11 protein-coding genes are annotated in these 13474 nt (G+C 57.0%); 3 read left to right on the top strand and 8 right to left on the bottom strand.

Annotation, left to right across the window (positions count from 1 at the left end):
• Positions 1–90: 90 nt before the first annotated feature.
• The 7 genes from dnaG to BM347_RS07200 form a co-directional block, all read right to left on the bottom strand.
• Positions 91–2064 (bottom strand): DNA primase, encoded by a 1974-nt coding sequence (gene dnaG, locus BM347_RS07230; protein WP_093915763.1) that lies wholly within the window; start codon positions 2062–2064, stop codon positions 91–93.
• A gap of 146 nt (positions 2065–2210) precedes the next feature.
• Positions 2211–2519 carry a hypothetical protein gene (locus tag BM347_RS07225; protein WP_093915762.1) on the bottom strand — a complete coding sequence of 103 codons (309 nt, stop codon included), beginning with the start codon at positions 2517–2519 and terminating at the stop codon, positions 2211–2213.
• A 39-nt stretch (positions 2520–2558) separates the two neighbouring features.
• The gene (locus BM347_RS07220) at positions 2559–3104 is read right to left on the bottom strand and encodes a sarcosine oxidase subunit gamma (protein WP_093916085.1); all 546 of its coding nucleotides are present in this window, start codon (positions 3102–3104) and stop codon (positions 2559–2561) included.
• Positions 3097–6030 carry a sarcosine oxidase subunit alpha family protein gene (locus BM347_RS07215; RefSeq protein WP_093915761.1) on the bottom strand — a complete coding sequence of 978 codons (2934 nt, stop codon included), beginning with the start codon at positions 6028–6030 and terminating at the stop codon, positions 3097–3099. The genes BM347_RS07220 and BM347_RS07215 overlap by 8 nt, the downstream gene beginning before the upstream one ends.
• Positions 6027–6299, bottom strand: coding sequence for a sarcosine oxidase subunit delta (locus BM347_RS07210; protein WP_093915760.1), 273 nt, complete (start codon positions 6297–6299; stop codon positions 6027–6029). Before BM347_RS07210 ends, BM347_RS07215 begins: the two co-directional genes overlap by 4 nt.
• Positions 6300–6376: 77 nt before the next feature.
• Positions 6377–7630: a sarcosine oxidase subunit beta family protein gene (locus tag BM347_RS07205; protein WP_093915759.1), complete on the bottom strand. Its 1254-nt coding sequence runs from the start codon at positions 7628–7630 to the stop codon at positions 6377–6379.
• Positions 7631–7794: 164 nt separating this feature from the next.
• A complete protein-coding gene (locus BM347_RS07200; RefSeq protein WP_093915758.1) occupies positions 7795–9225 on the bottom strand; it encodes a Glu/Leu/Phe/Val family dehydrogenase in 1431 nt (476 codons plus the stop codon).
• 349 nt (positions 9226–9574) lie between these two features.
• Here BM347_RS07200 and BM347_RS07195 point away from each other — a divergent pair, with 349 nt between their 5' ends.
• The 3 genes from BM347_RS07195 to BM347_RS07185 are packed head-to-tail and all read left to right on the top strand — an operon-like array spanning position 9575 to position 12101.
• A complete protein-coding gene (locus BM347_RS07195; protein WP_093915757.1) occupies positions 9575–11008 on the top strand; it encodes a Tad domain-containing protein in 1434 nt (477 codons plus the stop codon).
• The gene (locus tag BM347_RS07190) at positions 11005–11544 is read left to right on the top strand and encodes a TadE/TadG family type IV pilus assembly protein (RefSeq protein ID WP_093915756.1); all 540 of its coding nucleotides are present in this window, start codon (positions 11005–11007) and stop codon (positions 11542–11544) included. The genes BM347_RS07195 and BM347_RS07190 overlap by 4 nt, the downstream gene beginning before the upstream one ends.
• Positions 11544–12101: a TadE/TadG family type IV pilus assembly protein gene (locus BM347_RS07185; protein WP_093915755.1), complete on the top strand. Its 558-nt coding sequence runs from the start codon at positions 11544–11546 to the stop codon at positions 12099–12101. Before BM347_RS07190 ends, BM347_RS07185 begins: the two co-directional genes overlap by 1 nt.
• A gap of 9 nt (positions 12102–12110) precedes the next feature.
• Here BM347_RS07185 and BM347_RS07180 read toward each other — a convergent pair whose 3' ends face one another.
• Entirely contained in the window at positions 12111–13172 is a 1062-nt protein-coding gene (locus BM347_RS07180; protein WP_093915754.1) for a Hint domain-containing protein, read from the bottom strand.
• Between the last annotated feature and the right edge of the window lie 302 nt (positions 13173–13474).

Genomic DNA, 13474 nt, shown 5'->3' with positions numbered 1-13474 from the left:
AATTTTCCGAATCATGCGGGGTTCTGGGTGATTCTTAAACCCGTTACCCTGCTTTTTATTAAACATCCCGACGAAAAAGCCACGCAGGGGTCATTTATCTTCCTCAGCGCCCTTTCCACGGATCGCCCCAAGCAACGCATCAAAGGCGCTGCGCTCGTCTCGGCTGATATGCGCACCGTTTTCCGCGATGTCATATTCCGCCGTATCTTCCTGCCCGCTACGCTGCGCACGGTCGGCATTTCGCGCCGCCTCACTTAACCGCCACGTCAGCCCCTCGTCGGCGACGCCGGTTAGATCTTCCATGGCATCGGCAATCTCGGCATCCAACCCGCGAACGGCTTCCAGCTTGCCCAGCTCTTCGGCAACAGTCATTCGGGTCATGTCGGAATTGCCGGGGGTCCTAATGCACGGCGTCACTGCAACGTGGCGTTGCGACCGCATATTTTCAAGGGTCTGCTCGCCCAGTGCGCCGTATATCTTTTCGCGCAACGCTGCGGGCTCCAGATGCATGTGGCGCAACATCAAATCCCTGATCCGCCCATGATGGCTGTCCTGACACTGCATCGCCGCCAGCCCGGTCTCGAATTCCTCGACCAGCGCGGGGCATTCCAGCAAAGCGCAAAGGATCACCGCCTCGCGCAAATGCTCTGTCGCGCCCAACCCGGCGGCGGTGACCAACATCGATGACTTTGCGCTGGGCGATGGCCCCTGCGGTGCCGCATTCCACCGCCCCTGCCCGCCGCTGCGCGCGCCCGGCGTAAAGGCCTTTTTCGCCTGTTGTGGCCGGAACAGCTGATAGCGCAGGTCCTTGATTTCCTGACCATAGTGGCTGCGGATTGACGGGTCCTTGATCAGCTTGATTTTCTCGCGCAGCGCCTTGTCCAACGCGGCCTTGCGTTCGGGGCTGTCAAAGACGCGCCCTTCCGTCTCGCGTTGCCACAACAGCCGTACCATGGGCATGGCCCCATCCAGCAACCGTTGTAGCGCTGGTGCCCCGTGGGCACGCAGCAGATCATCAGGGTCTTGCCCCTCTGGCATCATCGCAAACCGCAGGGATTGCCCCGCCTCAAGCAGTGGCAGCGCGAGGTCAATCAGACGCAACGCGGCGCGCTGACCAGCGGTGTCGCCGTCCAGCGTGATGATCGGTTCCGGCGATATCCGCCACAACATCTGCAACTGGCTTTCGGTGATCGCAGTGCCCAGCGGTGCAACCGCCGCACCAAACCCGGCCTCGACCAAGGCAATCACGTCCATATAGCCTTCGGCAACCAGCAAGGGTTGCCCCCGCCCTGCGGCCGTGCGTGCCTCTTTTACGTTGTACAGGCTGCGGCCTTTGTCGAATAATTCCGTCTCGGGCGAGTTCAGATATTTGGCGTTGTCGCTCGGGTCCATCGCACGCCCGCCAAAGGCAATAGCACGCCCTCGCGCATCGCGGATCGGGTACATAATCCGTCCCCGAAAGGTGTCATAGGGCCGCCCGCCCTTGGTCGACGGCTTGGCCAGCCCAGCACCAAAAATCAGTTCATCCTCGACGCCTTTCGCCTTCAGATGATCCCACAACCCCTGCCACTGATCCGCGGCAAAGCCGATCTCCCAACGCTCCAAGGCCTGCGCCGATAGCCCGCGCCGTGCCAGATACTCCCGTGCCGCCACCGCCGCACCGGTTTGCAACTGCAACCGGAAAAACTGAACGGCCTGCTCCATCACCTCCGCAAGCTGGGTGCGTTTGTCCGCCTTCTGTTGCGCACGCGGGTCCTGCTTGGGCACCGGCATCCCGACCTCGCGCGCCAAAATTTCGACCGCTTCCATGAAACTCACATTCTCGGTTTCACGGACAAAGGTAATCGCATCCCCCTTGGCATGGCAGCCAAAGCAGTAATAAAAGCCCTTGCGGTCATCCACATGAAAACTGGCAGATTTTTCCTGATGGAACGGGCATGGGGCCCACATGTCACCCTTGCCCTGATTGGACTTGCGCGCATCCCATATGACTTTGCGCCCCACCACCTGTGACAGGCTGGAACGGCTTCGCAATTCATCTAAAAATCCAGGGGGCAGACTCATAACACTATATATTGGCCCAGCATGGACAGAGTCCAGAACCCACTGCGTGAAACAGTTGTTTCATTTTGCCAGGTAAACTCCGGGGGTATCGCCCTTCAGGGCGATGGGGGCTGGCCCCCTTGGGCGCTCAGCCTTGATTTCATGGCTTACCGGGCCATGCACATTTCATTCCAAGCCGCGCCCAGATCAGTTGTTTTCACGTCGGACATTTTCATCTCATAGATCCACGGTGCCACCAGTGGCACAACCGCAGAATACTTTTCAGGCCAGCCGGGTGCCGCCGCCTGAACATGCGCGGCAACTTTGCGTTCTTTGACACGTTCAAGCCGCGCCTGGCGCACGGCATTGACGACATCGGCCTGATAGCCGCAGTCAGTTTGTTTCGCCGTCTGTGCCAGAACCGGGGCACCGCTCGCCAAAAGACCTGCGATCATCACGGCTGTTATACGCTTCATTCTTCGTCTCCAAATCTGTCTATCACTGCGGCAAGCACCTCAAGCGCGGCGCGCGACAATAGACTGCATCGCCTGTTTCAGTTCATGGATCAAGGTAGTCGCCATAGACCGGAAGACAAGGATCATAAAACTGTCTGGTCCCGTGCGCGTAATCGACGCTGGCATATGCCCGACCTGCGTCCGAACCGTGTGGCCCCGCTTGAACTCTGCGCGACGTATATCCACCGGCACCAACCGCGCCAGAACCGCCTCCGTTGCCTCCCCACTGAGCGACACCGCACACCATGCATCGCTTTGGTCGACAATCGCTGCGTGCTCGCCAAGGCTGGCATCCGCGGCCGCCCCAATCAGCAGCGCTTGATTTCGTCCGAACCAGATACAGCGGGCCGCGTTCTTGCTGCCGCTGCGGTTGGGTTTTGGAAACGCCATCCCATGCGCTGCCTTCATCGCCGCCGACAGCTCCTGCTGTGATCCCCATGCCGTAACCGAGGTCACCGGCCCCAAATCAAGCTCGGTCAATTGTGCCGCCCCAATCACAATGGGCAACGCGTCACCACAGGCCGTTCTCGCTTTCAATTCAGCCACGCGCACGCCCTCCCTCTGGGTCAAAAAACACGGGCGGGCAGATTTCCACCTCGACCTCAAGTTCACGCAAGTGATCCACCACGCGCATCACCTCACCATACCTCTCAGGCCCGTTTTTCACAAAGCCCAAGCCGATATAGGTGCCGACCTCAGGCGAAAAACACACCGATGTGACATAACCCTCGTCATTCTCCCGCACGGCTTCGGCGTCTTTGGCAAAAATATGCGCGCCCGCACTCAACAGCTTTACCGCGCCCACGGGCTTCATCCCGACCAACCGTTCACGATCCGCCGCAACCAAGCCGGGCCGTCCCGCCATGACCTTGCCGATGCAGTCTTTCTTGGCCGAGATCATCCCCGCCATACCCACATCAAAGGCCGTCGTCCGCCCGTGGATTTCCGAATGCGTGATGAACCCCTTTTCGATGCGCAGCACATTCAGTGCTTCCATCCCATAAGCGCCCCCGCCCACCCCTTGGGCGCGGGAAACCAGCTCGCGAAACAGGCTCTCGCCATAGCGCGCGGGCACGGCGATTTCATAGGCGTGTTCCCCCGAAAACGATATCCTGAACAACCGCCCCTTAACGCCCAGAACCGACATGTCGCCGCAGGCCATAAAGGGCCAGCTGTCATTATCAATGGGGGTGTCTAAAACCCCATTCAACAGATCGCGCGATTTTGGTCCGGCCACCGCAAACTGCGCCCATTGCTCAGTCACCGATGTCATCGCAACGCGCCATTCGGGATGCAGACATTGTGCTACAAACTCCAGATGCTTCATCACCGCACCTGCCGCCGCCGTTGTCGTGGTCATCACGAAATGCGTCTCGCCCAACCGTGCGCAGGTACCGTCATCCATCACTGTACCGTCTTCACGCAGCATCAACCCATAGCGCACGCGCCCGACCTTGAGCGTCGAAAACATGTTGGTATAGACGAAATCCAGCAACGCCGCCGCGTCCGGCCCCTGAATGTCTATCTTACCCAGCGTCGACACATCGCAGATCCCGACCGCCTTGCGGACATAGCCCACCTCACGGTCACAGGATTGCCGCCAGGTCTTTTCCCCCGGTTTGGGAAAATAGCTGGGCCGATACCACAACCCCGCCTCGATCATCGGCGCGCCTGCCTCGACGCTGGCACTGTGCGATGTGGTAAAGCGCTCTGGCGCAAACCCCTTGCCTTGCGCACCTGCCCCCATCGCCGCGATGCTTACCGGAGAATACGGCGGGCGAAATGTTGTCGTCCCCGTCTCGGGTATCCCGCGCCCGGTGGCATCGGCCAAAACAGCCAAGGCCCCAACATTCGAGTTCTTGCCCTGATCTGTCGCCATGCCTTGGGTCGTATAGCGTTTCATATGCTCGACCGACCGAAAATTCTCGACAGCGGCCTGTTTGATGTCCTTCACGCTCACATCGTTCTGGAAATCCAGCCAGGCACGCCCCTTGCCTGCAATCGCCCATAGCGGGGCCATCCTGTACGGCGCATCCTCGGCCTGCGGCAACGGCAAATCCGGCTGCTTTTTACCCAACATCCCCAAAACCTTACCCGCGACCTGCGCCCCTTCGGCTAAACAGCCATGGGTCGAAAACGTGCCATTACACGCCCCCGCCGCGACCATGCCGGGAATGGCCCCTTCGCTGGGCACGAACGCCTGAATGTCAGGCCGCCATGTGGGCCGTCCGTTCATGTGGCAGGTCAGATGCACCGTGGGATTCCAGCCGCCCGACATAGCCAGACAATCGGTCTGGATTTTCTCAACCCCGTTGATGGTGCGGATCGAAACACTCTCCAGCGCCTTGCCGCCACTTGTGTTGAACACTTGCGCGCCGCGATAAACGGGATAGTCGCCCTTGATATCCACATCGGTACGGCTGTCGATCACCGCAGCAATGCGCACACCCGCTTCGGCCAGATCAAGTGCCGTGCGATGCGCATCGTCGTTATTGCCAAAGATCGTCAGCGCCTTGCCCGGGCTTACCCCCCAGCGGTTCAGATAGGCACGTACCGCTGCGGCTGTCATAATCCCGGGCCGGTCATTGTTCTGAAACGCGATAGGCCGCTCCAACGCGCCACCGGTCAAGATGCTGTGCTTGGCCACGATGCGCCAGAAACACTCAAGCGGTGCGCCCTCGTCGCGGCGACCGTGATGGTGACCAACCCGCTCCAGCGCGCCAAAGGTACCATGATCATAGGCCCCGGTCACCGTGGTCCGCGACATCAGCCTGACGTTATCCATCTCGGCAAGCTCGTCCACAACCTCAGCCACCCAGACATGCCCAAGCTTGCCATTAATCTCATAGGTCTCGGCATTCAGCCGCCCGCCCATCAACGCGTCCTCATCGGCCAGGATCACATCTGCGCCGCCGCGCGCTGCGGTCAAGGCCGCCATCAGCCCCGCTGGCCCCGCGCCAATCACCAACACATCGCAAAACGCAAAAGCCCGCTCGTAGCTATCCGGGTTATGCGCACCGCTCAGCCCGCCCAAACCCGCCGCGCGCCGGATCACCGGCTCATAGACACGTTCCCAGAACTTCCGGGGCCACATGAAAGTCTTGTAATAAAACCCCGCCCCCAAAAACGGCGAAACCAGATTGTTCACGGCCATAATATCGAAATCCAGCGACGGCCAGGCGTTCTGACTGCGCACCTGCAAGCCGTCGTAAATCTCCTGTACGGTGGCCCGCACATTGGGCTCGGATGCCGCGCCCCTGCCGACCGTGACCAAGGCATTCGGCTCCTCGCTGCCCGCTGTCAAAACCCCGCGCGGGCGGTGATATTTAAACGACCGCCCCATCAATCTCACGTCATTCGCCAACAGGGCCGAGGCAACGGTATCCCCCGCAAACCCGTCGTAACTGCGCCCGTCGAAACTGAACGTGACCGTGTCGGACCGATCAACCAGCCCCTTGCCCGCGACCCTCATGCCATAGCCCTCTTCACGTCCGACGCCAGTTCAACGGCCGACACCGCATGTGTCACCGTATCGCGCGTCACCACAAGCCATGCGCCGCAGCCCGCCTCGTGCTGCCACAGTTCCCGCGTCTGACCCGCCGGATTATCCCGCAAATGCAAATAGCTGTCCCAAGCCGCCTCTCCCGCGTCCACCGCCGGGCGCGCCAGCATCACGGCATCCCCCTGATAATAGAACTCGCGCCGGTCGCGGCTCCCACACATCGGACAGTCCAGTCTCATGCCAACTCCCCCGGAACGGGCCCTTGCCCCTTCACCCTTTTAAAAATACTCAAATCCGACATCGCAATCATCGCCCCCTAATGAAGGTTATGCTGCGCGCCGGTGCCTTCTTCATCCATCAAACCGGTGCCAGTGCGGAACCGGTCCAACCGGAATTTCGCCGCAGGCCCGTGATGGTTTCCGGTTGCCATCAGATGCGCGAAACTGAACCCCGATCCGGGCACCGCCTTGAACCCGCCGTAGCACCAGCCGCAATCAATGAACAAACCCTTGGTATCGGTCTTGTCGATGATCGGGCTACCGTCAGGCGTCATGTCCATGATGCCACCCCAACTGCGCAAGACCTTGGCTTTGCCGATCATCGGCATCAGCGTCATCCCCGCCTCCATCACATGTTCGGCCATCGGCAGATTGCCCCGACTGGCATAGGAGGCATAGAAATCCAGATCGCCACCAAAAACCAACCCACCCTTGTCGGATTGTGAAATATAGAAATGCCCCATGCCAAAACTTACCACATGGTCAATGCAAGGCTTTAACCCCTCGGTGACAAAGGCCTGCAAGATGTGGCTCTCAATCGGCAGGCGCATGCCCGCCATGGCGGCCACTTGACCGGACCGGCCAGCGACCACGATACCAACTTTTTTGGCGCGGATCGCCCCGCGCGTGGTTTGCACGCCGCGCACCTGACCGTTTTCGATATCGATCCCTGTGACCTCGCATTTCTGGATCAGATCGACCCCGCGATCTGACGCGCCGCGCGCATAGCCCCAGGCCACCGCATCATGACGCGCCGTGCCGCCGCGCGGATGCAGCAAACCGCCGTAGATCGGAAACCGCACATTGTCGAAATCCAGATAGGGCAGATATTTTCGCACGCCTTCGCGGTCCAGCAGAACAGCATCATCGCCTTGGTTGATCATGCTGTTGCCGCGCCGCGCAAAAGCATCGCGCTGGCCGTCGGAATGAAACAGGTTGATCAGCCCACGCTGCGAATGCATGACGTTATAATTCAGGTCTTCTTCCAACCCTTCCCACAGCTTGAGCGAATGGGAATAAAACTCGGAATTGCCCTGAAGGAAGTAGTTGGCCCGCACAATCGTAGTGTTGCGCCCGACGTTGCCACCGCCAAGATAGCCCTTTTCCAGAACCGCAATATTCGTCAGCCCGTGCTCTTTGGCCAGATAATATGCGGTGCTTAGCCCGTGACCGCCGCCGCCGATGATGATTGCGTCATATTCGGCTTTGGGTTCGGCGTCGCGCCAATGCGGTGCCCACCCCTTGTTTCCGGTCAATCCTTCGCGCAGCACGCGCCATCCTGAAAACCGCATCCCGTCCCCCAGTTCATCTGCCGTGATGGCAGTGCCTTTGGTCTACTCAATCAACTCCATTGCAAAGGTGCAATGGCCGGAAAACCAATGGGGGGCATTTTGCGCCGCGGACAGGTCCGTCCGCGACAGTGTTTTATCGATTTCAGCTTTTGCGCGTCGTTCGCTTACAGCCCTTTGGCGCGGTAGCTTGCCGCGACCTTGGTAATGCTGACCAGATAAGCTGCCGTGCGCAGATCGGTCACGTCATCACGGGCATGCCAGATATCGGCCATCGATTTGTAAGATTCGATCATCGTGTCGTAGAGCCCCGAACGCACCAGCTCCAGCTCGTCCGCGCCGCGCAGGTATTTGTCCTTGAAATTCGGGCTCAGTTGCCAGCCGACACCGCTGTCCGAACTCAGACGCTCAAGCTCGTCCACCAGCAACTGGTGGCGACTTTCTTCGTTGCGACGCTGCATCCGGCCAAAGCGGATGTGGCTCAGGTTTTTGACCCATTCGAAATAGGATACCGTCACACCGCCCGCGTTTGCATACATATCGGGAATAATCACAACACCATTGGCACAAAGGATTTCATCGGCACCCGCAGTGACAGGCCCGTTCGCCGCCTCAACGATCAAGGACGCCTTGATCTGATTGGCGTTGCTCAGGTTAATCACCCCCTCCAGCGCGGCCGGGATCAGAATATCGCATTCCTGTTCCAACAACGATGCGCCGTTTTCGACCATCTTGGCGTCTGGATAGCCCTTGATTGTACCGTGTTTGACGATCCACTGATGGACCGCCTCGACATCCAGCCCGGCCTCGTTATGCAGTCCGCCGTCGCGTTCAATGATCGCAGTGATCAGGCTTCCGTCTTCTTCGCTTAGAAACTTGGCCGCGTGATAGCCCACGTTACCCAAACCCTGCACGATCACCCGCTTGCCGTTCAGCTTGCCCTCAAGCCCGGCTTTCTCAAGGCCCTTCGCATCGCGAAAGAACGCGTGCAGGGCGTATTGAACACCGCGGCCCGTCGCCTCGGTCCGGCCCTGAATCCCGCCCGCATTGATCGGTTTGCCGGTCACACAAGCGACGCCGTTAATGTCGGTTGTGTTCATCCGCTTATATTGGTCGGCGATCCACGCCATTTCTCGCTCGCCTGTGCCCATGTCGGGCGCGGGCACGTTTTGGGCCGGGTTGATCATGTCGCGTTTGATCAGCTCATAGGCAAAGCGGCGGGTGATCAATTCCAGCTCGTTTTCATCGTAATCGCGCGGATCAATGCACAACCCGCCTTTGGAACCACCAAACGGCGCTTCGACCAGCGCGCATTTATAGGTCATCAAAGCCGCCAGCGCCTCGACCTCGTCCTGGTTCACGCCAAGGCTATAGCGAATGCCGCCTTTTACCGGTTCCATATGTTCCGAATGCACCGAACGATAGCCGGTGAACGTCTGAATGCGTCCGCGCAAACGCACCCCGAAACGCACGGTATAGGTCGCATTACAGACCCGTACTTTTTCTTCTAGCCCCGGCGAGAGATCCATCAGGGCAACGGCCCTGTTAAACATGATATCAACACTGTCGCGAAAGCTGGGTTCATTTACGGGGGTCATAGAGTGCTCCTATTTGGCAATGTGACCTAGGGTAAAATATCGTTAGCCCCACCTGTTGAGCATGGACTGGGTCACTTTAGAACCCTCAAAGATTAAAAAATGCATATAAAACAGGCAGAATGAAAACTTTTCCCGCGCAAGCCCGCCCCGGCCACGCATAAGGTGCAATTCTGCCGGACCCGAAACAATGACCATCGATCAGCTCTCTTTACGTCCGAATCCCATAAAATCGCCTTAATTTGCAGAAATTTCCGCCGCATTTGAGCCATCTTCTATCTCTAAACCCAAGCGGTGAGGCCACCGGCACAAGGCCACGCGCCAAGGCCGAACCGGTTATAAGGGATTTGAAATGTCGCCTGCATTGCTGACGATGAAAACGCTGCGGAACGCAACAGCGCTCCAGGCGCGACGCTTTGCGCGCGAAGAAGACGGGATCATGACGGTCTGGGTTCTTTTCGTCGTCTTGATGATGGTCATGGTAGGCGGCATCCAACTGGATTTCATGCGCCACGAACTTGAACGCTCAAAGCTTCAGGCGGTATCGGATCGCGCGGTTCTTGCGGCGTCTGATCTAGACCAGACACTGGACCCCGAAGACGTTGTAAAAGACTATTTCGCCAAATCCGGCATGACTGAATATCTGTCAAATGTTACCGTCAATGACGGGTTGAACTTTCGCACGGTGACGGTGGATGCAACCAAACCGCTCGACACGCCCTATCTGCGCAAGTTCGGCTTTGATACCTTGGACGTTCCCGCCCATAGTCAGGCCGAAGAACGCGTCGCAAATGTCGAGATTTCACTGGTGTTGGATATCTCTGGGTCAATGGCGCAAGGGTCTCGTATTTCTAACATGCGCGATGCCGCGAAGGTGTTTATCGACACTGTCCTGCGAGACGAAACCGAAGACCTGATTTCGATCTCGTTGGTCCCTTATTCAGAGCATGTGAATGCCGGCCCGCTGATTACCGACCGCATGAAGATGTACACCAAACACAATTATTCGCATTGCGTTGAATTTGATGACAACGAATTCAAAAGCGCCGCATTGGACCTGACCAAATGGCATGATCAAGCGCAGCATTTCCAGTGGAGCTATAACGGCAGAAACAACGACCGCAGTGAAACTGTGTGCCCGCGCTATAGCTACGAACGTATCCAACCGCTTTCACAAAGCAACCGCGCGCTGAAAAACCAGATCGATGATCTAAGGCCCCGCGTGGGCACATCGATCTTTATGGGGATGAAATGGGGCGCTGCCATGCTTGATCCGTCGTTCCGCCCGATCAATGACTCGCTGGTGGCCGCGCGTGAAATAGATCGGGAATTCAAAGGTCGGCCCGCCGATTACGATGATGCCGAGACGCTAAAGACCGTCATTCTGATGACCGACGGCGAAAACACCACGTCCCACCGGATCGTCAACCGCCACTACAACAGCTCCAGCGAATATGTGCATTGGGACAGATACAACCTAAACTGGTACCTTCAGAACTATGTTTCATATTGGGACCGCTCTGACTTTTACTGGCGCAAATACGACCATTCTCTCGGCAATAGATTGCTGGACGACATCTGCACCGCCGCCAAGGCCAAGCGTATCGTGATCTGGACCATCGGGTTCGAGGTCAACGACAACCCTTATGATAACAATGACGGGGCTGACGTGATGCGCAAATGCGCCTCATCGCCCAGCCACTTCTTTAAGGTCGAAGGGGTTGAACTCTCCGAGGCATTCAAGGCCATCGCCCGTCAGATCAATCAACTTAGGCTGATCCAATGAGGACCTGCATACAAAAAGCCCTCCGGCGGTTTCGCAAGGATGAAAGCGGCGCGGTTCTGATGATCGAGTTCGTGATCCTCTTTCCGCTGATCTTTGGCATCCTGCTTTCCTCAATCGAGATGAGCGTATATTCACTGCGCCAAGTGTATCTGAACCGCGGCATGGAAGATACGGTGCGCTATATCAGGCTGAATACCCGTACCCCGATGACCCATGCTCAGATCAAGGATATGGTCTGCGAAAAGGCGGGAAATCTGCGCAATTGCGCGCAGACGCTGCGCCTTGAAATGGTGGTCGTCGATCCGCGCAACTTTCAGAAACTGCCCTCCGATATCGACTGCATCGACAGCTCCAAGCCCGTGACACCAGAACGTGGTTTTAGTCTGGGCCAGCAACATGACCTGATGGTTTTGCGCGCCTGCCTGAAATTCGATCCGATGCTGCCAACCTCCCGTTTGGGGTTCAAGTTTGCGGCCGATGGCTCGGGTCAATCGGCTATGTATGCCATCTCGTCCTTTGTGCAGGAGCCCGGGTAATGGCGATGAAACGTCTCACCCTCTTTGGTCTGCGCCGCTTCGCCGCCCAAGACGACGGCAGCGTATCGCTCGAGGCCATGATCCTGATGCCGATGGTGTTGTGGGTCTGGGCTGCGATGTTCTCGGTCTTCGAGACCTACGAAGAATACAGCCTCAACCAAAAAGCGGCTTACACCATCGGCGATATGATCTCGCGCGAGACATTGCCGATCGACGGTGATTATCTGGACGGCGCGCATGATCTTTTGGATTATATCACACAGTCTCAAGGGGCATCGGCGGTGCGGATCAGCTCGCTTCAGTATGATAGAAGGCAGGGCCGTTTCTATGTCCACTGGTCCCGCGCACGTGGTGCTTTATCTGCCGCTACGAACACCGACGTTGCCGGGTGGACAGATCGCCTGCCTAGCATTCCGGACAACGAATACATCGTTGTGACCGAAACCATGACAACCTTTACGCCACCGTTTAATATCGGACTTGGCAGCCCAGAAATCACGAATTTTGTCTTCACGCGCCCGCGCTACGCCCCCCGCGTTTTGTACACTGGCGGCTAGGCGACGACATCACGCCGATGCGCGTGGCAAAGCAAAGGTTTCGTTGACGGTAAGCGTCGGATAGGCGGTTTTAAATTGCGCCATTCCATCTGGGGAAAGTTCGGGGAAGATGGCATTGATCTCTTCGCGCGCTTCCTCAGTCAAACTGTCATACGACCATTTCCCCAAGGCAAAGCTCTCGGCCTCTATCCCGTCCACATAAACAATCTGATGCGCATCAAATAGAAGGTGCACATATTCGACGGTGCTCATCTCGTTATCGATGGTGATCGTCGTATCATTGATCAGGCCCTTGGCCGGCACAAGCAAATGCGATTCAGTGAATAAGATCTCGTTGCCAAGATCACTGTGCAACACTCTGTGTTGTTGAGACAGGTGCATGTCTCGACAAGGCATGCCTTGTCCGAATGCATTTGCTGTGATTTTAACAGGTTTCAGACTTGGGTTTTCGGACATCTCGTACTGAGAAATGGTGCGCTTATAAACCCAAAGCAGCTTTTGAAAGCCGTTGTCACGGGTTTTGATACGCATGCCCGGCTCTAGATCGCATATCTGAACAATCGCCTCGTCCGTCTTGATGTAAGAGTTCGATGTAAAGCAAATGGCACCTTCAATATCTTCATATTCGGGGGAGTTCCCAGAGACAGTGTTTGCCGTTGAATATGTATAAGTTACGCCTGGTACGAGTGGGGAGGACGGCAGATATCCAATGAAAATACCGGTACCGGAATTTGAATTCGGGTCTGAATCCATTTCCATATAGTAAAGCGTAATTGTGCTGCCATCCGAGCCTGAGAGTTCGTATTGAAACTCGGAGTACACAGTTGTTGGTGACGACGATGTTGATGACCCCCCAGAAATATAGGTTCCGCTGAGGTCCGTGAGCGTCCCGTATTGATTGCTGTCATTGCCGTCTTCGTTGTTAAAACGATCGCCCTCTAAAACGCTGTCATCATCGTCAATTTCCAGCAACACATCTGTGGTGTCATCATATGAGCCGGAAAGCGTGATCGTGGATCCCGTAATGTTGAGCGCACCTGCCGTATACAACTGAAACGTTTCTATGGGCATTGCGGGTCTCCTGAGTACGAAAATTCAGAACTTCGGCACGTTAAGGCATTGTTTTAAGGAGATATACCCCAATCTTTATTAGGGTTTACCCTTATTTTTAGACAAATGCCAGATTGTGATGCTTCGATTTTCAGTCATAACACTGCCTAACCCTAGGGCAACAAGGGCAAGACGCTTGGGCGCATTTCCTGGCCGCCGCATGTGTGCAAGCTTCGCCATGCTCACTTGTTACGATACAAAGTTGTTGCGAGCCGACTACGACATATGTTCGAAAATCTTCCAGATGGCGCTGACGCCGTTCC

Origin of the sequence: Sulfitobacter marinus (assembly GCF_900116285.1) — a bacterium.
Classification (GTDB): domain Bacteria; phylum Pseudomonadota; class Alphaproteobacteria; order Rhodobacterales; family Rhodobacteraceae; genus Sulfitobacter; species Sulfitobacter marinus.
Note: the sequence above shows the minus strand (reverse complement) of the source record. Positions and strands in the feature narration are given on the sequence as shown.